Raw genomic sequence first — 25,689 nt, 5'->3', positions numbered from 1 at the left:
TTTAAATGCTTGTAAGAAAAGCCGATATAAAAGATATAGATGCCATTTTTAATATGATGCAAGATTTAGCAAGGCACGATAATGTGCTAGAATTTTTTACCTGTTCTAAAGAAGATTTGATAAAAAATATTTTTAATGAAAACTTTGCTAATGCTCTAGTTTTAGACTATGGAAAAAAAGTAGTTGGATTAGCTATTTATTACTTTTCTTTTATATCTTTCGCAGGTAAAAAGGGGGTAAATTTGGAAGTTTTTTACATAGACAAAAATTATAGAAAAAAAGGGTTTGGAAAAGCTTTATTTAAAGGCTTGGTAGATGAATGCTTAAGAAACAATGCTATAAATTTAAGCTTTTTCTGTGATATAAACAATAAAAAAGGACTTAAATTTTACACAGATACCATAAATTTAATTCCTATGAAAAAAGATTATGAAAGCTTTATCATAAATGAAATGGATTTAAAGGCTTTAAGTAAAATTTTATGAATATTAAGGGTTTTTTATGCATATAAGAAATTTTGATTTAAATAAAAAAGTATTTATAGTAGCTGAACTTTCAGCAAATCACGCACAAAACTTAGATATAGCCTTGCAAAGCGTTAGAGCGGCTAAGGAGGCTGGAGCTGATGCGATAAAAATTCAAACATACACGCCACACAGCCTTACACTTGATTCAAAAAAAGATGATTTTATAATAAAAGGTGGTCTTTGGGATAAAAAAAGCTTTTTTGAACTTTATGATAATGCAAAAACACCATATGAATGGCATTCACAGATATTTGAAGCAGCACAAGATGCCGGTATTATATGCTTTTCAAGTCCTTTTTGTAAAGATGACTTAGAATTTTTAAAACGATTTGACCCACCAGCTTATAAAATAGCTTCCTTTGAAGCAAATGATGAAAATTTCGCAAGACTTGTAATAAGAGAAAAAAAACCTGTTTTAGTATCGACAGGAATAGCTACAAAAGAGGAGTTAAAAAGAATTTGTGAAATTTGCAAAGAGGAAGAAAATGAAAATCTAATACTTCTAAAATGCACTTCAAGCTATCCAGCCGATACAAAAGATATGAATCTAAGCTCTATCAATCTTTTAAAAAAAGAATTTAACTGTATAGTTGGCTTAAGCGATCATAGCTTAGATAATCTCTCAAGTATCATAGCAGTATCGCTTGGTGCGAGGGTTGTAGAAAAACATTTTTGCCTTGATAAAAGCATAAAAAGCGAGGACAGTGCCTTTTCACTTGATTTTAATGAATTTAAAAGCTTATGTGAGGATATAAGAAAAACAGAAGAAGCCCTTGGAAAACCTAGCTTAGAACTTGATGAAAAGGGCTTAAAAAACAGAGTATTTGCAAGAAGTTTGTATGCTAGTGCTGACATAAAAAAAGGAGAAATATTTACAGAAAGTAACATCAAATCAATCAGACCAAATTTTGGTTTGCACCCAAAATTTTACAAAGACTTATTAGGAAAAAAAGCAAAAAGAGATATAAAATTCGCAGATGCCTTAAATGAAGGAGATTTATGAATATTTTTGAAAAAAATTTAGAGAATTTAAGTGATAAAAGATTAAAACAAGAGCTAATAAATATAAAACAAAGTCCCTATAAAATAATACTTGGCATAAATAATATAGACATAAATTTACAAAACGGGGGGGGGCATTTGGTGTATCAAAATGCTTTGAAAGAGCTTGAAAATTTGCTAAAACTTTATAATGAAAAGTATATAAACTATCCTGTGCTTTATTATTATGGTTTTGGAAATGGAATTTTATATAAAACTTTAGCACAAAATCAGAGATTAAATCACATAGTGATCTTTGAAAACGACCTAGAACTTTTATTTACTGTGTTTAGCAACATAGACTTTTCAAATGAACTTAAAGCCCAAAAAATCATACTCATGGCTTCTAAATTTTACGAAAATTATGATTTTATAAATTTATGTGGCATAAATGCCTTGCTATATACTTCTAGGATTTATCATTTAGAGCTTCACAGCGATTATTACTCTAAATTTGAAGATGAGATTATAAGAGTAAATAAAGCTATGATAGAAGGTTTTTCATATCAAGCAAAAGTTAGGGGAAATGACCCAATAGACGCTTTAAAAGGAACCTCACAGTATCTTTATAATCTAAATGATATGTGCGAGAATTTCACAGTTTTAGAATTGATTAAAAAAAGAAAATTTCAAAATGATACAGCTATAATAGTATCAACGGGACCCTCTCTTAGCAAACAGCTTCCTTTGTTAAAAGAGTATGAAAAAAAGGCTGTTATATTTTGTGCTGATTCTGCTTATAGCATACTTATGAGAAATAATATAGTGCCTGATTATGTTTTTATGCTTGAAAGAGAAGAGCTTACGGCTGAATTTTTTAATCACGATTTTAAAGATGATAAAGATACTATCTTTATAGTAGATGCTGTGGTGCATAAAAATGCCATAAAATATTTAAAACAAAAAAATAAAAAATTTATAATAATGGCAAAATCTCTCCATTTGTCTGTTCGTCTCACTCCAAGAGCCTTTGGCTATGTGATAAATGAAAGCAATGTTGCAGTTTTAGCCTTTAATACGGCTTCTTTTAGGCTAGGTTTTAAAAATATCATAATCATAGGTCAAGATTTAGCCTACGATGAAAGCGGTGCTTCTCACCCAAAAGACTATCAAAACGGTTCTAATTTTGAAAGCACTATATACGAACACATAGAAATTCCGGCTTACGGCGGAAATGGTTTTGTAAAAAGCCATAAAACTTGGCTAATGTTTAAAGAAAATTTAGAAATCTTTTTAAGAAGCACTAAAGCTAGAGTTATAAATGCAACTCAAGGTGGTGCAAAGATAAATTTTTGTGAAGAAATGCCTTTTAAAAAGGCATTAGAGCTTTTTTGCACAAAAGATAAAAAAGACGTGCCTCTAGAAAGAAGCAAAAAAGAAAAACAAAGCGAATATAAGCTTAAAATTTTTTATAAACTTTCTAAGATAAAAAAAGATTTTAAAATATACACAGACTTTTTAAATAAAAATATACAAGAACTACAACTTGGTATGCAAACGATACTTGATGGCAAAGATAGTAAAGATATAAAAACAAAGCTACAAACCTTGTTGATAAAGGCTGAAAATGCTAAAATTTTTTTAGAAGATGAAAATAATTTAGATACATTTTACGAACTTATATATCCTGTGATTACGCAGTTTAATATGAATCTAAGCAAAATTGTAGTCCTAGTTACAAAAGATGAAAAGGATCTTGTTGTTAAAATGAATGCCTTGTTAAATGAGCTTAGTGCATATTTTATCTTTATACAAGCTAATACAAAAATATATGAAAATGAGATAAACAAAGCTTTTGATACTTTTAAAAATATCTTAGAAAAAGATTTTGCAAAATACATAAAAAGGATAAAATAGTGAAAATTTTAGTTACAGGAGCAGATGGATTTATCGGCTCTCATCTTTGTGAAAGCTTGGTAAAGAAAGGTTTTTGCGTAAGAGCCTTAAGCCAATATAATTCTTTTAACTTTTGGGGACATCTTGAAAAAAGTGAATTTTTAAAAGATATAAAGCTAATAAGCGGTGATTTAAGAGACAGTTTTTTTTGTGCTAAACTTGTAAAAGATATAGACGTAGTATTTCATTTAGGGGCTTTAATAGCCATACCATACTCTTATATAGCACCACAAAGTTATGTTGATACAAACATACAAGGCACTTTAAATATGCTTGAAGCGGCTAAAAATGAAGGTGTTTCTAAATTTATACATACCTCAACCAGCGAGGTTTATGGCTCTGCCATATACACACCAATAGATGAAAAACACCCGCTACAACCTCAAAGCCCGTATTCTGCTAGTAAAATTTCTGCTGATATGATGGCTCTTAGCTATTATAATTCCTTTGATTTACCTGTGATAGTAGCAAGACCATTTAATGCTTACGGTCCAAGGCAAAGTGCAAGAGCTATAATTCCAAGCATAATAACTCAAATTTTAAGCGGTCAAAAAGAAATAAAACTTGGCGATTTAAGTCCAAAAAGGGATTTAAATTTTGTGCTTGATACCTGCGAGGGCTTTATCTCTCTTTTAAATTTAAATAACTTTGGAGAAGTTTTTAATATAGCAAGTGGGGTAGAATACTCTATGCAAGAAGTCCTTGATAAAGTTTTAAAACTTACAAACAAAGAGGTAAAAATTATCACAGACAAGCAAAGACTGCGTCCTAAAAATAGCGAAGTTACCAGACTATTAGGAGATAGCTCTAAACTTAAAGCAAAAACATCTTGGAGCAGTAAGATAAGCATTGATGAGGGATTAGCACTTACGATAAGCTATATAGAAAAGAATTTAAGCGAATACAAAAGCGGTATTTATAATGTTTAAAAAAGAAAAAACTAGGTCAAAATTTTATTTATTAACACAGTTTTTAAGAAAAAATAAATATATATTCTGCTTAAATGATTTAAAAATTTTAAAATAAGGTCAAAGTTGAGTTCTAAATTTTCCAAAATAGGTTTTGTATTAGCAGTGGCTGGATCTGCTGTGGGACTTGGTAATGCGTGGAAATTTCCTACTATGGTGGGGCAAAATGGTGGTATAGGCTTTATACTTTTATATCTTCTCTTAACTCTTATAGTAGGACTTGTTATCTTTTTAGCTGAGCTTAGCATAGGAAAGCTAAGCGAGAAAGATCCGGTAAATGCTTATAAAACATTAGCACCAAATTACAAAAATCTTTGGGGCTTTGCTGGTTTTTCTATGATAGGAGCTATCTTAATCGTTTCGTTTTATAGTCTGGTTATAGGCTGGATAGTAAAATACACCTTGATTTCTTTTTCTAATTTACCAAATAATATACAAGATAGCAAAGCTCTTTTTGCAAATTTTATGAGCAATGATTTTACATCGCAGTTTTTTTGCTTTCTCTTTGTTTTTATACTTATGTTTTACATAGTTTCAAAGGGCATTAAAAACGGCATAGAAAGGCTAAATGTCTGGCTAATGCCCATACTTTTCATCTTGCTTTTATTTATGCTACTTTATTCTATGTCTTTTTCTGGCTTTGAAAAGGCTTATCATTTCTTAATCTTTCCTGAGTTAAGCACCATAAAAGAGCTTGGCTTTTTTGAAGCTGTATTTGGTAAGATAAATGAAAATTCAGTGCTTTCTGCACTTGGACTAGCCTTTTTTTCCTTATCCTTAGGAGTTGGCACGATAATAACATATTCAGCCTCCTTACCAGATAAAACAAATTTCATACAGGCAAGCTTAGTAATAATTTTCATAAACATCCTCATAGGCATTATGATGGGCTTTGTGGTATTTACCTATGTTTTTGAATTTGGAGGCGAGGTTTCTCAAGGACCCGGACTTATCTTTGTTTCTTTAACCACACTTTTTTCTAATCTCGGCAGCTTTGGTAATGTCCTAGCCGTATGCTTTTTTATCTCACTTTTCTTTGCTGGTATCACATCAGCTGTGTCTATGATAGAGCCTTTTGCACTTTATCTTATAAACACTTATAATTTTACTAGAAAAAAGGCACTTGCTTATATAGCTATAGTTGTTTTTATACTTGGAGTGCTATGTATCTTATCCTTTATGAGTTTTACAAATAGCTCTTTAATCTTTTTTGGGACTAAAAGCGTTTTTGATATACTTGATTATCTCTCATTAAATATCATAATGCCAATAGGTGGCTTTTGTGCGGCTATCTTTGTAGGCTTTATTATGAAAAAAGAGGGGCTTAAAATTTTATTTTCTCCATATATGAATGACTTTTTCTTTTCTCTTTGGTATTTCTTTTTAAGATACATATCCCCACTTGCTATAATCATAGTTGTGATAAATCAAATTTATCCTCAGCTTTTTGCTTATATATTTGCTTATTTAAAAGCTTTATTTATTTTTAGCTGAGATTTAAGTTGAATACCTTTAGCAAGATAGGTTTTGTTTTATCAGTAGCTGGTGGAGCCATAGGGCTTGGAAACGCTTGGAAATTTCCAACCCTAGTTGGCGAAAATGGTGGCTTTTTCTTTGTTTTGCTTTATCTTTTCTTTGCTATTTTTGTAGGTTTAGCTCTCTTTTTAGCTGAACTTGCTATGGGTAGGTTAAGTGGAAGTGATTTAGCAAATGCTTATGAGAGTTTAGCTGTAAAAAATGGCAAAAAATGGCGTTTTGCCGGTCTTTCTATGCTTACAGGTATCTTTGTTTTATCCTTTTACCTTGTGGTTATGGCTTGGGCTTTAAGATATATGTGGGTCTCACTTTTTTATCTTCCAAGCAGCTTATATGAGGCTAAAATAGATTTTCAAAATCTTATAAGCACAGATCTTTACTCATCTTTTTTGTTTTTTATCATATCTTTTTTACTTACTATCTTTATAGTTTCAAAGGGCATAATAAAGGGCATTGAAAGGCTAAATTTAATCCTAATGCCAACACTTTTTATAATGCTTTTATGTTTGCTATTTTATTGTTTTAGCTTTGAAAAAGGTTTTTCACAGGCATTTTCTTATCTTTTTTATCCAAAGTTAGAAAATCTAAGCTTTAGCTCAGCCTTAAATGCTTTGGGTCTAGCACTTTTTACCCTATGTCTTGGCATAGGTTGCATAGTAACTTACTCAGCTTCCTTAAACTCAAAGACAAATTTCATAACTAGCTCACTTGTGGTAGTTTTTTTAAATGTCTTAATATCTCTTTTAATGGGACTTATAGTTTTTACCTTCATCTTTGAATTTGATGTCAAAGTAGATGAGCAAGGCTCTTCACTTGTCTTTATATCCTTAATGAGCTTGTTTTATAATCTAGGCTATCTTGGAAATTTCTTAGCCTTTTACTTCTTTTTAGCTCTTTTTTTAGCAGGCATTAGCTCTGCTGTGTCTATGATAGAACCACTTACCTTTTATCTTATCAATGAGTATAAGTTTTCTAGAAAAAAAGCCTTATTTTTCTTGTCTTTTTTGGTTTTTGCCTTATCTTGTGCTTGTATTTTGTCTATAAATAAAGATTTTTCAAGCTTTTTTAGCTTTTTTTCTTATGATTTTTTTACTATCTTAGATAAATTTAGCTCAAATATCTTGCTTCCTTTGGGAAGTTTGCTAGTCGCTATCTTTGTTGGTTTTTTTGTTGATGTGAAAAAAATTTATAAACTTTTTTCTAAATTTATGTCTAAAAAAGTATTTAAAATTTGGCTGTTTTGCCTTAGATTTGTGGCTGTTTTTGCAATTTTGATAACTATGATTTATCAAATTTTTGTCTAATTTTTGCTACATCTTTAAGAATTTCAAGTAAAATTAGCTTAGTAAAAAGGATTTGTTATGGCTAAAAAATTTATCGACATTATGGATACCACTTTTAGAGACGGCTTTCAGTCTGTTTATGGTGCTAGGGTTTTAATGCAAGACTTTCTTCCTGCCTTAGAAGCCGCAAAAGAAGCTGGTATAAGGCATTTTGAATTTGGTGGTGGGGCTAGATTTCAAAGCCTTTATTTTTATCTAAATGAAGATGCTTTTAAGATGATGGATAAATTTAGAGAAATTGTGGGCAAGGAAGCAAATTTACAAACCCTTGCTAGAGGAGTAAATACCGTAACCCTTGATACGGGTAGCGAAGAAATCATAGACTTACACGCAAAATTATTCGCTAAACACGGAACTACAACTATAAGAAATTTTGACGCACTAAATGATGTGGAAAATTTAAAATTTAGTGCTGAATGTATAGTAAAATACGGCTTAAAACACGAAGTAACAGTTACTCTTATGGATTTACCACCGGGCTGTGTGGGAGCTCACGATGTGGCATTTTATGAAAAAAGTTTAAGAGATATACTTGAATCTGGACTTCCTTTTGATAGCATTTGCTTTAAAGACGCAAGTGGAACCTCGAGTCCAAACAAGATTTATGAAACTATAAAAATGGCTAGAAAGCTTTTACCAGAAAATACACACATAAGACTTCATACGCACGAAACAGCTGGAGTAAGTGTGGCTTGCTATTTAGCCGCTTTAAAAGCTGGTGCTGACGGTATAGACCTAGCGGCTGCTCCTGTAAGTGGCGGAACATCTCAACCAGATATTTTAACTATGATGCACGCTGTTAAGGGCGAGGATTACGATTTTGGTTTTGATTTAGATAAAATTTTAAAATATGAAGAAGTTTTAAAAGACTGTTTAAAAGACTATTTTATACCGCCTGAAGCAACTATGGTAAGTCCTTTGATACCATTTTCGCCAATGCCAGGCGGTGCTTTGACTGCGAATACGCAGATGATGAGGGATAATAATATCTTAGATAAATTCCCAGAGGTTATAAAGGCTATGCGTGAAGTAGTGGAAAAAGGTGGATTTGGAACATCAGTAACACCTGTATCACAGTTTTATTTTCAACAAGCTTTTAATAATGTAATGTTTGGTCCTTGGAAAAAAATAGCTGACGGATATGGAAAAATGGTGCTTGGATATTTTGGAAAAACACCTGTTAAACCTGATAGCAAGGTAGTTGAGTTAGCAGCAAAGCAGTTAAACTTAGAACCAACCACACAAAGTGCCATAAGCATAGCAAATAAAGATGAAACAAAAAGCATAGCTTACACAAAAGCCTTGCTTGAAAAAGAGGGCATTGAGTGTAGCGAGGAAAATATCTTTATAGCCGCAGCTTGTAAGGAAAAAGGAATTGCCTTTTTGAAAGGAGAAGCTAAGGTAAATGTAAGAAAAATTTCACAAATGCCAAAGCCTCATCAAAGCATAGATGGCAACAAATTTACAGTTTCTGTGAATGGAAATAAATACCACGTGGAACTTCACGATGGCTTTGATAAGGATGTAAATATAAAAAGCGTAGATAAACACACAGTTGAAACAAGCAATGAAACTAACGATGAAAATGCAATAAAAGCCAGTATATCAGGAAATGTATTTAAAATTTACTCACAAACCGGAGATGAAGTAAAACAAGGGCAAGTTATTATGGTTTTAGAAGCTATGAAAATGGAAATCGAAGTTAATGCTACAAAAGATGGCATTATAGATGATATTTTGGTAAAAACAGGCGAGTCTGTTAGCGAGGGACAGGCTGTGGCTTTAATAAAGGAAAGCAAATGATTGATTTTGAAAAATTAGGCTTAGAAAATGTAAAAAACGTTTATCATAACCTATCTTATGATGAGCTTTTTGAACATGAAATGAAAAATAAAGAAGGAGTGCTTAGTGCAAATGGAACCTTTAGTGTGGATACTGGTATATTCACAGGTAGAAGCCCAAAAGATAAATATTTTGTAAAACAAGATCCTTCACAAAAATATATAGCTTGGGGCAAACTAAACCGCCCGATAACAAAAGAGCTTTTTGATAAACTTTTAAAACTAGCACAAAAACAATTAAGTAATAGCGATATATACGTGCAAGATGTTTATTGTGGCTCTTCATTAAATAGTAGAAAGTCTATTCGTTTCATAACACAAATCGCTTGGCAAGCACACTTTGTAAAAAATATGTTTATAAGACCAGATTTAGATGGGCTTAAAAATTTTAAAGAGGATTTTGTAGTTTATAATGCTTGTAAATGCATAAACAAAGACTACGAGAAAGATGGTTTAAACTCTGAAGTATTTGTTATTTTCAATGTAGAAAAAAATATTGCAGTTATAGGTGGGACCTGGTATGGTGGAGAAATGAAAAAAGGCATATTTTCTATGATGAATTATTGGCTACCTCTTGAAAATAAGCTTCCTATGCACTGCAGTGCAAATATCGGAAAAGACGGAGATACTGCTTTATTTTTTGGTCTTAGCGGAACAGGCAAAACTACACTATCAACAGATCCTAATAGAAAACTAATAGGAGATGATGAACACGGCTGGGACGAGGAAGGAATTTTTAACTTTGAAGGCGGTTGCTATGCTAAATGTATAAATTTAAATCCTGATTCAGAGCCTGAAATTTATGAAGCTATAAAAAGAAATGCTCTTTTAGAAAATGTTGTGCTAAGAGCTGATAAAACTGTTGATTTTAGCGATAAATCAAAAACAGAAAACACCAGAGTTTCTTACCCTATAGAACATATAAAAAACCACGAACCTAGTTTAAGAGGTTCTCACCCAAGAAATATAATATTCTTAACAGCTGATGCCTTTGGGGTATTGCCACCTGTTAGCAAACTAAATGATGAGCAAGCTATGTATTATTTTTTGAGCGGATATACCGCAAGAATAGCTGGCACAGAACGAGGAATCACCGAGCCACAAGCTACTTTTTCAGCTTGTTTTGGAGAGCCTTTTATGACCTTGCACCCAACTGTTTATGCAAGACTTTTAGGAGAAAAAATAAAAAAACACAAAGTAGATGTATATCTAGTAAATACTGGCTGGAGTGGTGGCAAATACGGGGTTGGACAAAGAATGAGTATAAAAGCAACCAGAGCTTGCGTAAATGCCATACTTGATGGAAGTATAAAAAAATGTGAATTTGAAAATTATGAGGTATTTAACATAGCTATACCAAAAGAGCTAAACGGAGTTGATACAAAGCTTTTAAATCCAATAAACACTTGGGAAAACAAAGAAGAATTTATAAAAACTAGAGACGAGCTAGCAAGGAGATTTATAAAGAATTTTGCCCGTTATGAGGACGTAAAAGAAGGAACCTTGTATAAAGGATTAGGACCTAAGCTTTGAAAAATGAAATGTGGTCTGGAAGGTTTGAAGGTGTAAGTTCAAGCCTTCTAGAGGAATTTAATGCCTCTTTAAATGTGGATAAGCAGCTTTTTAAAGAAGATATAAAAGGTTCTTTATCTCACGCTAAAATGCTTTATGAATGCAAAATTATAAATCAAAACGAATTTAATGCTATAGAAACAGGTTTAAAGCAAATCCAAAATGAGATAGAAAAAGGGGATTTTAAATTTGATATAAAAGATGAAGATATACATATGGCTATTGAAAAAAGGCTCTCTGTATTAATAGGCTCTGAAATAGGCGGGAAACTTCATACAGCAAGAAGTAGAAACGACCAAGTAGCTACGGATTTTAAACTTTTTGTAAAAAAATCAAATTTAGAAATTCAGCTTCTCTTAAAAGAGTTAATAAACACCATTTTAAACCTAGCAAAAACACACAAGCATACTATAATGCCTAGTTTTACTCATTTACAACATGCTCAAGCCGTTAGTTTTTCATTTTATATATTAGCTTATGGATTTATGTTTTTAAGAGATATAAAAAGACTTAAATCAAGCTATAAGTTAGCAGATTTTTCTCCACTTGGTTCTTGTGCATTAGCTGGAACTAGCTACGAAACAGATAGAAATTTAAGTGCATCTTTACTTGGCTTTAAAGGGATTATGCCAAATGCTATGGACGCAGTTAGCGATAGGGATTTTGCTCTTGATTTGCTTTATGACATAGCTGTAATTTTTACACACACATCAAGACTTTGTGAAGAGCTTATACTTTTTTCAAGTTCAGAATTTGACTTTATAAGTATAAGTGATTCTTTTTCTACGGGTTCATCTATAATGCCACAAAAGAAAAATCCAGATGTATGTGAGCTAATAAGAGGAAAAACGGGAAGAGTTTATGGAAATTTAGTCTCCTTGCTAACCATAATGAAAGCCTTGCCACTTGCTTACAATAAAGATATGCAAGAGGATAAAGAAGGGGTGTTTGACAGCGTTAAAACCGCTCTTGATTCTTTACAAATTTTAAATGCTATGTTGCAAGAAATAAATATAAAAAAAGAAAATATGCTAAAAGCTTGTCAAAAAGGACACTTGCTTGCGACAGATTTAGCTGATTATCTAGTTAGAAAAAAGAATATACCTTTTAGACAGGCACATTTTATAGTTGGAAAAGTAGTCGCTAAAGCCGAGAAAGAAGGTATTGATATATGCGAGATAAAAAATTTAAAACAATATGATGAAAATTTTGACGAGGATGCAAATGCTTTGCTTTCTTTTGAAAATTCGTTAAATTTAAAGGTAAGCGAAGGCTCAAGCTCTGTCAAAAGCGTAGAAACGCAGATAAAAATTTTGGAAAATTTTTTACAAGAAACTAAAATTTAAGGCAAAATATGACACTTATAACGATTTTATGTATATACACTGCTTTTTATAGTCTAATATCTATAAATCAAATATTATTTTTAAAAAAAGAAAAATGCAAACAAGCCGAAATTTTAAGTGAAAAAGACTACGAGGAAGCGGCAAATATAAGCATAGAAAATGAAAAATTCCAGTTATTTTCAGCTTTTTATAATTTAATAATAAATATAGCTTGGATTAGCTTTGCTCTCTCATATCTAAAAGATTTTTTTATAAAAGAAAATTCTATACTTGAAAATACATTATTTTTACTTGCTTTTTTGTTTATAACTATGCTTTTATCCTTACCTTTAGGCATTTATAAAAGCTTTATCAAAGATAAAAAACAAGGTTTTTCTAATATGACTGTAGCACTGTTTATAAAAGACAGCATAAAATCACTTATACTAGTATTGATTTTTGGTTTTTTAATAACATATGCCTTGCTTTTTTGTTATTCTTTCTTTGGCTCTGCTTGGTGGATATGGGCATTTGTGTTTTCTTTCTTGCTTATACTACTTATAAATTTGATATATCCAACATTAATAGCACCTATATTTAACAAAATGAAAAAGTTAGAAGATGAAGAGCTTATGCAAAAAATTGAAAATCTTATGCAAAAATGTGGTTTTAGTGCAAATGGAATTTATGTAATGGACGCGAGCAAGAGAGATAAAAGATTAAATGCATATTTTGGAGGTCTTTTTAAAAGTAAAAGAGTGGTGCTTTTTGATACTTTGCTAAAATCACTCAAACAAAATGAACTGTTGGCAGTATTAGGACACGAATTAGGTCATTTCGCACACAAAGATATTTTAAAAGCCTTGTTTAATTCAGCTCTTATGTTGTTTGCTTTATTTTTTATATTCGCACATATGCCAACTGTTTTTTATGAAGAAAGCTCTTTGCTAGGAGTTGATGCGGGGGTCTTTGTGCTTTTGTTGATATTTTCTAATGTTTTTTCTTTTATTGTATCTCCTATATTAAATATGCTTAGTAGAAACAATGAATTTAAAGCAGATGAATATGGTGCAAAACTAAGTTCAAAAGAAGATATGAGAAGTGCATTAATCTCACTTGCTAAAGAAAATAAAGCCTTTGTCAAAAATTCTAGTATTTATACTTTTTTTCATTTAAGCCACCCAAGCATTAGCGATAGGCTTAAGGCTCTTGTTTGAAGATAAAAGACGCTCTAAATATAGCAAAGAAGAAGATAGGCACAAAAGAAGCAATATTTATACTATGCGAACACTTGCAAAAAAACAGAGCAGAGCTTTTTTTAGACGAAAATTTAGACTTTGATGAGAAGCCATTTTTTGAATTTGTAGAAAGATTTGATTTGGGCGAAGCCTTTGAATACATTTTTAAAAAAGCCTTCTTTTATGGATATGAATTTTACGTGGAAAAAGGTGTGCTAATACCAAGATACGATAGTGAAATTCTGCTTAAGCTTTTACTAAAAGTTTGCAAGGAAAATAACTTCACAAATATACTAGAAATAGGCTTTGGTAGTGGAATTTTAAGTATAATTTTAGCAAAAAAACTAAATTTAAAAATAAGAGCTTGTGATATAAGTGAAAGTGCTTTAAAAGTGGCTAAAAAAAATGCTGAAATTCACGGAGTATCCAGCTTAATAGACTTTGTATTGTGTGATTTTAAAGACTTAGAAAACGATTTTGACTTAATATTTTCAAATCCACCATACATAGCCAGAAATTATCCACTAGATAAATGGGTAAAAAATGAGCCGCAAGAAGCTTTATTTGGCGGAGATAAGGGCTATGAGTGCTTAGAAAAGATAATACATTTTAGCAAGGGGTCTAAATTTTTGCTTTGTGAATTTGGCTACGATCAAAAAAATATTTTAAAAGATATTTTAGATAAAGAAAATTTCAAAAGCGAATTTTTTAAAGATGAACAAGGCTTTGACAGGGCTTTTATAGCACAAAGATAGTTTAAAGTAAAATTTGCTATATTTGATTATTCTATTTGGAGGGATATAATTTTGTTTTTACATTTTGATTTTGACTACAGAAGCGAGAATGACTTTTTTGAATACCTGCTTAGATACTACGCAAAAGACTATGAATACACAGTTAAAAGAGAAAAAAATAAAATAAGCTTAAGCATAAATTCGCAAAAAGGAAATTTAGACGAATTTTGCAACAATTTTAATCTTATGCCAAATTCACTTTTTTTATCAAGTTTTGATGTAAAAGCTATAGACGAGGAATTTAAAGCGAGCGAGGATATAAAAAAGGATTTTGAAAAGAAAGATTTTCTAAGTCAAATAAATGCTAAAGCTTATAGAGAAGATGGTGTTTTACTTGAAAATGAATGGGGTGCTTTTGTAGATGATACAATCAGTTTTGATAAAGAAAATTTCATACAAATAAACAAGGAAAATTTTAACGAATGCCTTAATAAAGCTATAGATTTGCTAAAAAATTCTAAAGATATTTTTATTAAAAATCATCTGGGTATATACTCTATAAATATTTTTGATTACAAAAATTTAAAAACTTTTTTAATGCCGACCGAAACAAAGGCTTTAAAACTTGCTTTTGTATGTTCTAATGAAAATTTTAGGCTTCTTGCTTCATTTGAAAAACCGCTTGTAAATTTACGTTTTTCAAAACCATTTAAAGAAAAATATGGACTTAAAAATCAAACTTTTAAGGTCAAATTTCCTAACAATATATTTTTATTTGCATTAGGATTAAACCTTTTTAAAGATGATATAAAATTTTTAAGTTTTGAAAAGATAGAAAATTATGAAGATGACTTTGAAGTTTTTGAACAAGATAAAAGGCTTATAGTTAAAAGAGGTTTTGATTTTATAGACAAGAAGGCAAAAGATATTATATTTAGCAAAGATGATAAAAATATGGCTAGAATCTCTTATATATTAAGCCTTTTTGATGAAAAGTCCTTTCTTTTAGAGCTTAGCAAAGATTATGATGATATTTTGCTGGTAAATAAGGAAAATAATATACTAAATTTAAAACTACCAAGATCTTTTGAGGAAATATTTAATGAAATTTCAAAAGATAGCATAGGAGCTAGGTTGTTAAAAAATTTTAGCTCTGCATTTAGATTAAATAGCGGGAAATTTGAAAGCAAAAATAATTTTTTCTCTTTATTTGGTATAGTAGCTATGATACTAGGCTTTGGAGACGATATAAAACAAGCCGCAAATAAAATGTTAAATGAAGTTGATGAAAGTAGATTAGAAAGGGGAGTAAAGATAGATTACAGATTAAAAGAAAATCTACAAGAATTTGACTACACAAGAACAGTGCGTTCTGTTATGAGCTTTATGCTAGCAGGTGTTCCAAGCAAAGATATAGCATATGGTCTAGTGGAAAGTTTGGCGTATTTTTTAAGAGATACTTATGATGATTTAAGAGAGAAAAAACAAGTAGAAATAGCCATAATAAGCGGCTCTCTTTTTGAAAGCACAACTCTTTTGAAAAATAGTTTAAAGCATATAAAAAACTGCAAAACGAGTGATGTTGCCTTACGGATATGAAATAGAGATACAAGGTCTAGTTCAAGGCGTTGGTTTTAGACCTTTTGTGTATAATCTAGCAAAAAAAAGCAATCTATGTGGAGAAGTTTATAACGATACAAAAGCTCTGATAATAAAATTATCTTGCAATGAAGAAGATTTAAAAAAATTTTTAAATAAATTACAAAAAAATAAACCACAGCTTTCAAGAATCGATGAAATAAAAATCAAAAAGATAAAATGCTCTTATAATGACTTTTGCATAAGCGAATCAAAGATAAACACAAAAAGCTCGGCTATGCTAAGCGATTTTGCTATATGCTCGGAATGTAAAAAAGAATTTTATGACGAAAAAAATTCTAGATTTATGTATCCTTTTACAACTTGCACACAGTGCGGAGTTAGATTCTCCATAATAAAGTCCCTGCCTTACGATAGAAAAAATACCTCTATGTCATCATTTGAGCTATGCAAATCTTGCCAAAATGAATACAAAGATCCTTTAAATAGACGTTTTCACGCTCAACCTCTATCTTGCCCTAAGTGCAAAATTAACATTTTTTTAAAAGATAAAAATCAAAATATTTTATTTAAAGATAAAGAAGCTGTAAAACAAGCTGCTAGCTTGCTAAATAATGGAAAAATTTTAGCTTTCAAAGGACTTGGGGGCTTTCATCTTATGTGCGATGCATTAAATTTACATACCTTAAAAGAATTAAGACTTAGAAAAAAAAGAGCAAAAAAGCCTCTAGCTATAATGTGTAAAAATTTAGAAATGGCACAAAACTTAGCCTTCATAAATGAGAAAGAAGCTGAAATTTTAGAATCAAAAGAAGCTCCTATATTAATCTTAAAAGCGAAAAAAGAATTAGAGCTAATAAGCTTTGATAGCGATAAAATAGGTATAATGTTGGCATACACTCCATTACATTTGCTTTTATTTGAATACTTTAAAAAGCCCCTAGTTGCTACGAGTGCGAATTTAAGTGGTGAGAGCATAATATCTAATGAAAAAGATTTGCTAGATAAACTTTCTTGTGTATTTGACTTTTATGTAGATTATGACAGGGATATTGTAAATTCAAGCGATGACAGTATTGCACAAGTTGTAAATGATGAGCTTATGTATCTTAGGACATCTAGAGGAAAAAGACCACAATACATAAAACTTGATGATAATTTTCAAAAGAAAAAAACATTAGCACTTGGTGCAGAGCTAAAAAATGAATTTGCACTTTGTTATGATGATAAAATATTACTTTCTCCATATATGGGAGATATGAAATCAATAGATGTTCAAAAAAGAGCTAAAAAACTAATTGATTTTTTTATAAAAACTTACGAACTTGAATTTGATTATGTTTTAGCCGATAAACACCCGCATTTTTCATACACTAAACCTTACAAAGCAAATGCATTTATACAACATCATTATGCCCATGCTTGTGCTGTTATGTTTGAGCATAAAATATATACAAAAAGTATTGTTTTCTGCTTTGATGGCACAGGTTATGGAGATGACGCAAAAATTTGGGGCGGAGAAATTTTAAAAGCTGATTTAAAAAGTTATGAAAGAATAGCTCATTTTAGCGAATTTAAACTCATAAATACAGATATAAAAAATATACAAAATTTAGTTTTAAGTCTCATTTTTAAGTGGAATTTAGAAGATAATGCTACAAAATTTTTAGAAAAAATAGATGAAAAAAAGCTTAGAAATTTAAAAAAAATTTACAGCCTTTCTAAAATTCACACAAGCTCATTAGGAAGGATAATAGACGCATTTTATGCCTTAGCCTTTGGGGAAGAAAAGCTTGATTTTGAAGCTCAAGCTGGACTTTGTATGGAAAAATTTTATGATTTTAAGCTAGATTATACCTATCATTTTGAAATGAAACAAAACACAATTTGCTTTAAAGAGGCTTTTTTACAAGCATTAAACGATGATAAAATAAAAATTTGCACAGGTTTTTTAAATGCCTTAGCAAATTTTATATATTCTTATTCAAAAGAATTTTTAAAACAAAATAAAGATATCAAAGATGTGATACTTTGCGGCGGTGTTTTTCAAAACTCTACCCTTTTAAAAATACTTAAAATCAAGGGCTTAAACTATAAAACAGGTTTAAACTTTCCAGTAAATGACAGCTCCATTGCTCTGGGGCAAATAGCTCATTTTTTAAAAAAATAAAACTTTATCTATTTTTTATACTTATTACTGTAAATTTTACTTTAAAAAAGGATAAATATGTTTTTCAAAAACAAAAAAACAACACAAACAAAACAAGTAAAATACAAACAAAGTGACATTCTTGATGATAGGCTTTATGAATTTAAAAAAAAGATGCAAGAATTAGCAAAAGATGAAGCTTCAGCGTCTATATTAGCAAGAAAATTATCTAATCTTTTTAAAGCACATAAATTTTAAGCTTTTTTTGCATACGGTTAAGATAAAGTTTTTTCTAAAACTTCAAAATATTTTTTTTCTAAAAGCTTTAACTCCTCTTCTTTGCTTTTTAACTCCTCATAAATGAAATTTATGCCAAGCTCTTTATAAATTTGTTCATCACAAAGGCTTTTGTGTAGCTCTTCTATCCTTTGTTCGCATTCTTGTATTTTTTGCGGATATGTGTTTAAAATTTCATTTTCTTTATAGCTTAACTTCTGCTTGTCTTTTTGCTTTACGTTAAGCTCTTTTTTATCAGTCAAAGAATTAGCAAAAAGGTCAAAATTCTTAAGCTCACTTTCCTTTTCTAGATACTGTGTATAAGATATATGCTCTACATTTATAAGTGAATTTTCAAAAACAAAAAGCTTGTTTGCTATCTTATCTACAAAATATCTATCGTGAGAAACAAGCAAAATAGCTCCTTGAAATTTCAACAAATGCTCTTCTAAGATATTTATAGTAGCTATATCAAGGTCATTTGTAGGCTCGTCTAATATCAAAACATCATATTGCTTTGTAAAAAGCAAGGCTAAAGCTACACGGTTTTTTTCTCCTCCACTTAAAATAGATACTTTTTGCTCCAAAAACTCTTTAGGAAATAAAAAATTTTTAAGATAGCCATAAACGTGCATATCTTTGTCATTTATCCTAACTCTATCTCCTCCATTTGGACAAAAAATCTCTATCAAACTTTTGTCAGAATTTAAAAGCTCTCTTGCTTGGTCAAAATAGCCTATTTTTAAATCCCCCATTTTTATCTCACCGCTATCGCTACTAAGATGTCCTAAAATAACTTTTAAAAAACTAGACTTGCCACAACCATTTCTACCGACTATAGCTATTTTTTCTCCTTGCAAAATTCTAGCACTAAAATTTTTGAAAAGAACTTTATTGTTTAAAGTTTTGGATATATTTTTAAGCTCAAAAAGCATTTTTTTTCTATTTGTATCTATGGTTTGACTAGCACTAGAATTTGCCCTTTGAATTTCAAATTTCAGTTTTTTTATAAGCGAAGGATTCTTTTTCGCCTCCTCCCTCATTTTCAAAATTCTTTCTTTTCTACCTTCATTTCTTTTTAATCTTGCTTTAACGCCTTTTCTAAGCCATTCCTCCTCGCTTTTTAATTGTTTTAACAAGGTCTCATAGCTCTTAGAAAGACTTTGCAAAAGCTCTGACTTTTTTTTCAGATAATTAGCGTATGCCCCGTTAAAAATTCTTAATTCTCCAGATTCTAACTCCACGCACTTATGTGCTATGCTATCTATAAAATATCTATCGTGGGAAATAAAAATAACACACATTTTGGATTTTTTAAGCATATCCTCTAAAAAACTAGTCATATAAACATCTAAGTGATTTGTAGGCTCATCTAATAACAATATATCTGGATTTTTTAATAAAAGTATGCATAAACCCACACGACGAATTTCGCCCCCACTTAATGTGCAAATAGCTCTATCTTCATAGTTTAAAAGCTCAAATTCTTTTAAAATTCTTTTAATTTTGCTATCTATATCCCAAGCATCTTTGCTTTCTATAAAATTCACAAGCTCATCTAATCTTTTTAAAAATTCCTTGTTTTCACTGTTGTTAGCAAGTAAAATTTGTAAGTTTTCATACTCTTTTATATGTGTATAAATTTCATCTAATTCTTTTTTTATAAGCTCTTTAACAGTTAAATTCAAGTTAAAATTTACCGCTTGAGATAACATAGCTATGGTTTTATTATTTTGCCTTATTATCCTACCGCTATCTAAATTTAGCTCTCCCATTAAAGCCTTTAAAAAAGTGGATTTGCCCTCCCCGTTTTTGCCTATTACAGCTATTTTTTCACCGTCATTAGCACTAAAATTCACATTTTTTAACACTATTTTATTTGCAAAACTTTTACTAGCCTCTATCATATCTATAAGTGCCATTTTTATCCTTTAAGCTTAAAAGAAAAGGTGCTTCCTTGTCCTACAAGACTTGAAATTTCAAGATAGCTACCGTGTATGCTTAAAATTTTTTTTACCAAAAAAAGCCCTAAACCAAAGGAGTTGTTACTTTTGCTATCGAGTTTATAAAATTTTTTTGTTATAAGCTTTATGCTATCCTCCTTTATGCCCTCTCCAAAATCCCTTACAGTAACTGTTTGATTTGAAACAGTAAGCACCACATCTTTTTGACTGTATTTTAAAGAATTTGAAATAAGATTTATAAGAACTTGTTCTATCAAAAATTCATCTGCTTTAACGATGCTTGATTCTCCATTTAATACAACTCTTTCAAATCCCGGATTTTTAAGTATTTTCTCACAAAGTTTAAAAATATCAAATTTTTCGATATTTAAATTTTCCTTGTTTATATTAAATACAAAATTTAGCTTATTTGTTAAATTGTTAAGCTTAAAACTTTGTCTTTGTATTTTTTCTAAAAGCTCATCTTTTAATACTTTATCATTTTCTTTTTTTAAAAGTTCTACGCTTAAATCAATTACAGATAAAGGATTTTTAAGCTCGTGAGAAATGGCTGATATTACGTTACTTAGCTGGGTATTTCTAAGAGCTATTTTGTCGCTTTGTTTTTTATTTTTTTGCTGTCTTTTTACAATCTTATCTTTTATTTTTAAAAGTTTTGCATTTAAGATATTTATATCCTTAAAAATGGACTTTTTTAAAGAAATTTGCTTTACACTGTCTATGCTATCTAAGAATAAAATCATCTCATTTATATTTTTTGATACTTGTTTGAAAAATACAAAAAATAAAATAAATATAAAAAACAAAAAAATAAGATAAAAGCAAACTACATAAAACCAAAAAGAATCTAAATTTAACAATCTAGGATAAACAATAATGCTATAAGATATGCCGTCTTTAGAAAAATTTTTTACTAAGATATTTTTTGAATGAAAATTTAAAATTTTATTCTCTTCTAAATTTTTATATAGCTCATAATCTTGTAAAGAAGATATCACGCTACCATTTTTATCTATGATAAAATCAGCCCTACTCTGTTTAGAAAGTGCTTTTATATTATCCTCATTGATAAAAGTTAAAGAATAAAAACTAAGTAAATCATTTATGCTTTTAATCTTTTGCTCGTATTGTTTAAATAATAAAAAATTTAAGTGTGAATTTACAAAAATATAAAAAAACAAAGCAAAAATGAAAGCAAAAAAACTAAAAGCAAGAAAAAAAGCAGTTCTAGTTTTTAGCATATTTTATAGCCCATACCCCTTATACTAGTTATATGATTTTTTAATTTAGGAATTTTATTTCTAAGCCTAGTTAAGGCTATATTTATCGTCTTATCATTGGCACTATCACTTTTCCAAACCATTTCACTTAGAAACTGTCTTGTTAGAACTGTGTTTTTATTTTCAAAAAAACATTTTAAAAGCTCAAATTCTAAGTTAGAAATTTGAATTTCCTTACCGTCTTCAAAGCACTGTCTGCTTTCATTATCTAATAAAAAATTCATAAAAGAAACCTTAGAATTTTCCTTTTTATGTCTTTTTACAACAGCTTTAATTCTAAAAAGCAATTCATCAAAGTTAAATGGTTTTGTAATATAATCATCGCAACCTACACTAAAACCCTCTAAAATATCTTTTTGCAAAGTCTTTGCCGTTAGAAAAATGATAGGTTCATTATAGGCTTCTTCTCTAAGACTTTTTATAAAATCCAAACTATCTTTATTTGTTATATTTCTATCAACTATCATTATATCTATATCATTTTCATCAAGACAAGATTTTACATTCTTAAGATCAAAAAAGGAAAATAGTTCATAACCTAAATTCTTAAATTTGATACTAAGCAATTCGTTTAGGTCTCTATCATCCTCTATTAATAAAATTTTCATAATAATTCCGCATATTTAGCAAATACACAAGAATCTAATTTATTTATTTTATCAAGTAAAGCATTATCCACTTTTTCATCTATTAAAATAACAGCTAACGCAAAGCCTGTCCCATCTCTGCCGAGCCTAAAATCGGCTATGTTTATATTATGCTTCGCTAAAATTGTGCTTATATCAGCTATAACTCCAGGTATATCTTTATTTTTTATAAAAATCATTTTACCCTTTGGCTTGAAATCAGTCTTAAAACCATTTATATCTATAATTCTTTGCTCGTTTTCAGAAAAAACTGTGCCTGATATACTAAAGCCTGAATGCTCTGTTAAAATTTTTACTGTTAGCTTATTATTGTAACCGCTGCTTGGTAAAACTTCGCATTCTAATGATATATCTTTATCTTTGCTGACAAAATCAACATTTACATAGTTTATACTATCTCCTAAAATTCTTTTCAATGCCCCAACAGCAGCAAAGCTTAACATAGATTTAGCGTATTTTGATATTTCTCCTTCAGCTTCTAACCTGATAGCTTTTATAACATCTTTATCTTCTATTTGAGAACACAAAAAAGAAAGCTTAGAAACAAGCTCGACATAAGGCAAAGCGAAATTTGGCAAATCTTCTGTTTTTATAGGTAGATTAAGTGCATTAGGATAAGAAATTTCTCTAGCAGCGTTTAAAGCTTGTTCGCAAGCTTGTATGGCTATATTCGTCTGGCTTTCAACTGTATTTGCTCCAAGATGAGCAGTAACAGAGATGTTTTCAAAATTTAATAAAGGATGATTTGTAGCTGGTTCTTTTGAAAAAACATCTATGCCAAGCCAAGCTATCTTGCCACTTTTTAATCCATCACATAAGGCATCTTCGGAATAAAGACCTCCTCTAGCACAATTTATCAAACGCACACCATCTTTCATTTTTGCTATCTCATCATAAGATACCATACCATTTGTCTCTTTTGTTTTTGGCGTGTGTATGGTTATAAAATCACTTTCTTTTAGCAAATCATCGAGATTGTGGATATAAGACATATCCAAATCAAGCACTTTAGAAGCTGGTATGTATGGGTCATAAACTAAAATATTCATACCAAAAGATTTTGCTCTAATAGCAACTCTAGAACCTATATGCCCAAAACCTATAACCCCTAAGGTTTTTCCCATAAGTTCTACCCCATACCACTTTTCTCTATCCCAAATTCTGTCTTCTTTTAACTGTTTATGCGAATTTACCAAAGATCTTGCAGAACACAAAAGATGAGCCATAGTAAGTTCTACCGCAGCTATAGTGTTGGCAGTAGGGACATTCATAATGATCACTCCCTTTTTTGAAGCGTATTCTATATCAACATTATCAACCCCAACACCAGCTCTAACAACAGCTTTTAAATTTTTAGCAGCGTCTAAAAATTTAGCATCTACATCAGTAGAGCTTCTAGTTACAGCCACATCTACATCGGCAAGCATTGTTAAAAGCTCATCTTTTGGAACTTTAGAAGCTTCTATTAGCTCTATATCGCTTGCTTTTCTTATAAGTTCAACACCAATATCTAAAATAGCATCACATATTATAATTTTTTTCAAAGCCAAATCTCCTTCAACTGGGTATTTATATCATAAACAAGCAAAGCTTTTTGAATTTGCTCTAGTAAAATTTTGTTATCTGTATCCAAAAATATATCAGTTCCATCGAGATTTCTGATAATAGAATATTTTATATCAAAGGAATTTAAGGTCTGCTTCAAACAGAATAAAGAATAAATATCATTTTTATCTATTATCAATTGATAAAATTTGCTTTTTTCTTGTAAAGCACTAGTATCTACATCAAAAAGCATAGAAAATGTCTCAACAGCAGGTGAGTAATCTTTAGGTTTTATACTCAAAAACTTGTCTTGCCAAGTGTTTAATTTCCTTAAGACTACTTGACTTGTATTTTCGTCTGTATTTTCATCAAAAATAGACTGAAAAACAGGGACTTCTAATCTACTAACGTAAAAAACATAAACTATGCTAGAAAACAGTAACAAAAATAAAAATAACAATACAGAAAAAAAAGCGTATCTTTTCATATTTTATCTTAGGATAATTGTTCTTTTATAATATCCCCCAATGTCACTTTCTCATTAGAATTTAGCTCGTTTAAAACCTCTCTTTCTTTCATTTTTTGTAAGGCTTTAACGCTAAGTCTTATGCGATTTTTTTTCTCATCTATCAAAGATATAACAGCTTCAATTTCATCGCCAAGCTTTAAATTTTCAAGATCTTTTGTGCTTATATCATCTTTATGTATAAGTGCATCAACATTATCATCAAGCTCAACAAATACTCCAAAATCTTTAATATCCTTTATTTTTCCTTTAACTATATCATTGTTTTTATGTTTTTGTGCATAAAAATGTATAGGACTATCTTGTAAATCTTTAACACTTAAGGATATTTTTTGATTTTGCGGGTCTATCTTTATAATCTTAACCTCTATTTCATCGCCTACCTTATACAAATCTTTGCATTTTTTATTTCTATCCCAAGAGCAGTCATCATTGTGAAGTAAGGCTTCTATGGAAGAAATTTTTACAAAAGCTCCGAAATTTATTATAGATGTTATAGTTCCTTTTACAACATCTCCGACCTTATACTTTTTCAAAAATTCATCAAAAGGCTTTAAAAGCAAATTTCTTAAAGAAACTCTTAACCTTTTTTGTAGAGCATCTATTTCTATAACCTCAACATCAAGTTCATCGCCTTTGCTTATATAATCTTTTGGGTGCTTGATATTTTTATCCCAAGAAATTTCACTTATATGCAAAAATCCTTCTATATCATTACCTAAATCAACAAAAGCCCCGTAAGGTTCTATATTAGAAACAACAACTTTTATAGTATCTCCAACCTCTAAACCGTCTTTTATCTCATTCCAAGGATCGGGCATAGCTGCTTTTATAGAAAGAGATAAGTGTTTTTTGTCTTTATCATATCCTATAGCTTTTACAAGAACTTTTTCACCTTCTTTGTAATGTATGCTAGGATTTACATGTCCCTTATAAGAAATTTCACTGTAATGCACTAAACCATCTACACCACCAACATCTACAAACATACCATAAGATGTTATTTTCTTTATAATACCTTCGACAACGTTATCAAGCTCCATAATATTTTTTACTAATTCTTTTCGTTTCTTACGCTCTTCATCGCTTAGTTTTTTTCTAGATACTATTATACTGCCGTCTTTATCATCTACTTTTATAATCTTAACCTTAAGTTTTTTATGTTTAAAATTCTTTGTATCTTTTGAAAGATTGTATTGAGAACGTGGCAGAAAGAACTCAACACCTTCTGAATTTACTGCAATATAACCTCCGTTGTTTTTGGAAATTAACTCAACTTCTATAATATTATCTTTATCTTCTTCTTTAAAATTCTTTATAAATTCATCTACTTTAGCTTTTCTTAGTGCTTTTTGATAAGAAACTCGCCTACCATTCTTAGAGCTGCTTAACAAAGCAACCATTATCTTATCACCTTTTTTAAACAGCAAAGTGTCTGCGTTTTTTATCTCATCTATAGGCATAATAGCCTCTTCTTTTTCACCTACATCGACGCAAACTTCACCTACATCATCTCTAATATCTACAATAATACCTTCTATAACAGAGCCATTACTGTGTCTATTATCATGCTCATCAAGCAAAGATTGAAAATCGCACTCTTGATAGTCGTCTAAATCGACAAATTCTCCATTAGCCTGAGCCATATACTTCCCTTTTTGTGTAAATAGTTAAATAGTTAG

The 25,689-nt window shown here is 30.1% G+C and carries 20 protein-coding genes; 14 read left to right on the top strand and 6 right to left on the bottom strand.

The window, feature by feature from the left end; translation table 11 throughout:
* Positions 1 to 5 precede the first annotated feature (5 nt).
* From Q0J35_RS00810 to Q0J35_RS00745, 14 genes are all read left to right on the top strand, one after another.
* Entirely contained in the window at positions 6 to 485 is a 480-nt protein-coding gene (locus tag Q0J35_RS00810; protein WP_297192101.1) for a GNAT family N-acetyltransferase, read from the top strand.
* A 16-nt stretch (positions 486 to 501) separates the two neighbouring features.
* On the top strand, positions 502 to 1,530 hold the full coding sequence (gene pseI / locus Q0J35_RS00805; protein WP_297192100.1) for a pseudaminic acid synthase: 1,029 nt from the start codon (positions 502 to 504) through the stop codon (positions 1,528 to 1,530).
* Positions 1,527 to 3,425, top strand: a complete 1,899-nt coding sequence (locus Q0J35_RS00800; RefSeq protein ID WP_297192098.1) for a 6-hydroxymethylpterin diphosphokinase MptE-like protein — start codon at positions 1,527 to 1,529, stop codon at positions 3,423 to 3,425. The genes pseI and Q0J35_RS00800 overlap by 4 nt, the downstream gene beginning before the upstream one ends.
* The gene (locus tag Q0J35_RS00795) at positions 3,422 to 4,393 is read left to right on the top strand and encodes a GDP-mannose 4,6-dehydratase (RefSeq protein WP_297192814.1); all 972 of its coding nucleotides are present in this window, start codon (positions 3,422 to 3,424) and stop codon (positions 4,391 to 4,393) included. Before Q0J35_RS00800 ends, Q0J35_RS00795 begins: the two co-directional genes overlap by 4 nt.
* Positions 4,394 to 4,498: 105 nt before the next feature.
* The gene (locus Q0J35_RS00790; protein WP_297192096.1) at positions 4,499 to 5,926 is read left to right on the top strand and encodes a sodium-dependent transporter; all 1,428 of its coding nucleotides are present in this window, start codon (positions 4,499 to 4,501) and stop codon (positions 5,924 to 5,926) included.
* An 8-nt stretch (positions 5,927 to 5,934) separates the two neighbouring features.
* On the top strand, positions 5,935 to 7,272 hold the full coding sequence (locus Q0J35_RS00785) for a sodium-dependent transporter (protein WP_297192094.1): 1,338 nt from the start codon (positions 5,935 to 5,937) through the stop codon (positions 7,270 to 7,272).
* 57 nt (positions 7,273 to 7,329) lie between these two features.
* A complete protein-coding gene (locus tag Q0J35_RS00780) occupies positions 7,330 to 9,114 on the top strand; it encodes a biotin/lipoyl-containing protein (protein ID WP_297192092.1) in 1,785 nt (594 codons plus the stop codon).
* Positions 9,111 to 10,685 carry a phosphoenolpyruvate carboxykinase (ATP) gene (pckA, locus tag Q0J35_RS00775; protein ID WP_297192090.1) on the top strand — a complete coding sequence of 525 codons (1,575 nt, stop codon included), beginning with the start codon at positions 9,111 to 9,113 and terminating at the stop codon, positions 10,683 to 10,685. Before Q0J35_RS00780 ends, pckA begins: the two co-directional genes overlap by 4 nt.
* Positions 10,682 to 12,070 carry an argininosuccinate lyase gene (argH, locus tag Q0J35_RS00770; protein WP_297192088.1) on the top strand — a complete coding sequence of 463 codons (1,389 nt, stop codon included), beginning with the start codon at positions 10,682 to 10,684 and terminating at the stop codon, positions 12,068 to 12,070. The genes pckA and argH overlap by 4 nt, the downstream gene beginning before the upstream one ends.
* A gap of 8 nt (positions 12,071 to 12,078) precedes the next feature.
* Positions 12,079 to 13,266 (top strand): M48 family metallopeptidase, encoded by a 1,188-nt coding sequence (locus Q0J35_RS00765; protein ID WP_297192086.1) that lies wholly within the window; start codon positions 12,079 to 12,081, stop codon positions 13,264 to 13,266.
* Complete coding sequence (locus Q0J35_RS00760) at positions 13,263 to 14,042, top strand: HemK/PrmC family methyltransferase (RefSeq protein ID WP_297192083.1); 780 nt, start codon at positions 13,263 to 13,265, stop codon at positions 14,040 to 14,042. Before Q0J35_RS00765 ends, Q0J35_RS00760 begins: the two co-directional genes overlap by 4 nt.
* A gap of 51 nt (positions 14,043 to 14,093) precedes the next feature.
* On the top strand, positions 14,094 to 15,620 hold the full coding sequence (locus Q0J35_RS00755) for a hypothetical protein (protein WP_297192081.1): 1,527 nt from the start codon (positions 14,094 to 14,096) through the stop codon (positions 15,618 to 15,620).
* Positions 15,601 to 17,790, top strand: coding sequence for a carbamoyltransferase HypF (gene hypF / locus Q0J35_RS00750; RefSeq protein ID WP_297192079.1), 2,190 nt, complete (start codon positions 15,601 to 15,603; stop codon positions 17,788 to 17,790). The genes Q0J35_RS00755 and hypF overlap by 20 nt, the downstream gene beginning before the upstream one ends.
* Positions 17,791 to 17,847: 57 nt before the next feature.
* Positions 17,848 to 18,027 carry a molybdenum cofactor biosynthesis protein gene (locus Q0J35_RS00745; RefSeq protein ID WP_297192077.1) on the top strand — a complete coding sequence of 60 codons (180 nt, stop codon included), beginning with the start codon at positions 17,848 to 17,850 and terminating at the stop codon, positions 18,025 to 18,027.
* Between the two features lie 17 nt (positions 18,028 to 18,044).
* On the opposite strand, the gene abc-f is transcribed toward Q0J35_RS00745, so the two are convergent.
* Genes abc-f through Q0J35_RS00715 form a run of 6 tightly spaced genes read right to left on the bottom strand, consistent with a single transcriptional unit; the run spans position 18,045 to position 25,653 of the window.
* The gene (gene abc-f, locus Q0J35_RS00740; protein ID WP_297192075.1) at positions 18,045 to 19,967 is read right to left on the bottom strand and encodes a ribosomal protection-like ABC-F family protein; all 1,923 of its coding nucleotides are present in this window, start codon (positions 19,965 to 19,967) and stop codon (positions 18,045 to 18,047) included.
* A gap of 2 nt (positions 19,968 to 19,969) precedes the next feature.
* Positions 19,970 to 21,250, bottom strand: a complete 1,281-nt coding sequence (locus Q0J35_RS00735; RefSeq protein WP_297192073.1) for a HAMP domain-containing sensor histidine kinase — start codon at positions 21,248 to 21,250, stop codon at positions 19,970 to 19,972.
* On the bottom strand, positions 21,244 to 21,897 hold the full coding sequence (locus Q0J35_RS00730) for a response regulator transcription factor (protein WP_297192071.1): 654 nt from the start codon (positions 21,895 to 21,897) through the stop codon (positions 21,244 to 21,246). Before Q0J35_RS00730 ends, Q0J35_RS00735 begins: the two co-directional genes overlap by 7 nt.
* A complete protein-coding gene (serA, locus tag Q0J35_RS00725) occupies positions 21,894 to 23,480 on the bottom strand; it encodes a phosphoglycerate dehydrogenase (protein ID WP_297192068.1) in 1,587 nt (528 codons plus the stop codon). Before serA ends, Q0J35_RS00730 begins: the two co-directional genes overlap by 4 nt.
* Complete coding sequence (locus Q0J35_RS00720) at positions 23,477 to 23,968, bottom strand: hypothetical protein (protein ID WP_297192067.1); 492 nt, start codon at positions 23,966 to 23,968, stop codon at positions 23,477 to 23,479. Before Q0J35_RS00720 ends, serA begins: the two co-directional genes overlap by 4 nt.
* Positions 23,969 to 23,976: 8 nt before the next feature.
* Positions 23,977 to 25,653: a 30S ribosomal protein S1 gene (locus Q0J35_RS00715; RefSeq protein ID WP_297192065.1), complete on the bottom strand. Its 1,677-nt coding sequence runs from the start codon at positions 25,651 to 25,653 to the stop codon at positions 23,977 to 23,979.
* Positions 25,654 to 25,689: the final 36 nt, after the last annotated feature.

This window comes from uncultured Campylobacter sp., from assembly GCF_944323605.1.
Taxonomy (GTDB): Bacteria; Campylobacterota; Campylobacteria; order Campylobacterales; family Campylobacteraceae; genus Campylobacter_D.
The sequence above is the reverse complement of the archived record's forward strand: the minus strand, read 5'-3'. Positions and strand labels throughout refer to the sequence as shown.

What these genes read in the sequence shown, in the direction of transcription:
- Q0J35_RS00810 (WP_297192101.1), top strand. Translation starts at nt 6, where the DNA reads ATGCTTGTAAGAAAAGCCGATATAAAAGATATAGATGCCATTTTTAAT.
- pseI (WP_297192100.1), top strand. Translation starts at nt 502, where the DNA reads ATGCATATAAGAAATTTTGATTTAAATAAAAAAGTATTTATAGTAGCT.
- Q0J35_RS00800 (WP_297192098.1), top strand. Translation starts at nt 1,527, where the DNA reads ATGAATATTTTTGAAAAAAATTTAGAGAATTTAAGTGATAAAAGATTA.
- Q0J35_RS00780 (WP_297192092.1), top strand. Translation starts at nt 7,330, where the DNA reads ATGGCTAAAAAATTTATCGACATTATGGATACCACTTTTAGAGACGGC.
- pckA (WP_297192090.1), top strand. Translation starts at nt 9,111, where the DNA reads ATGATTGATTTTGAAAAATTAGGCTTAGAAAATGTAAAAAACGTTTAT.
- Q0J35_RS00765 (WP_297192086.1), top strand. Translation starts at nt 12,079, where the DNA reads ATGACACTTATAACGATTTTATGTATATACACTGCTTTTTATAGTCTA.
- hypF (WP_297192079.1), top strand. Translation starts at nt 15,601, where the DNA reads ATGTTGCCTTACGGATATGAAATAGAGATACAAGGTCTAGTTCAAGGC.
- Q0J35_RS00745 (WP_297192077.1), top strand. Translation starts at nt 17,848, where the DNA reads ATGTTTTTCAAAAACAAAAAAACAACACAAACAAAACAAGTAAAATAC.
- abc-f (WP_297192075.1), bottom strand. Translation starts at nt 19,967, where the DNA reads ATGGCACTTATAGATATGATAGAGGCTAGTAAAAGTTTTGCAAATAAA.
- Q0J35_RS00735 (WP_297192073.1), bottom strand. Translation starts at nt 21,250, where the DNA reads ATGCTAAAAACTAGAACTGCTTTTTTTCTTGCTTTTAGTTTTTTTGCT.
- Q0J35_RS00730 (WP_297192071.1), bottom strand. Translation starts at nt 21,897, where the DNA reads ATGAAAATTTTATTAATAGAGGATGATAGAGACCTAAACGAATTGCTT.
- Q0J35_RS00720 (WP_297192067.1), bottom strand. Translation starts at nt 23,968, where the DNA reads ATGAAAAGATACGCTTTTTTTTCTGTATTGTTATTTTTATTTTTGTTA.
- Q0J35_RS00715 (WP_297192065.1), bottom strand. Translation starts at nt 25,653, where the DNA reads ATGGCTCAGGCTAATGGAGAATTTGTCGATTTAGACGACTATCAAGAG.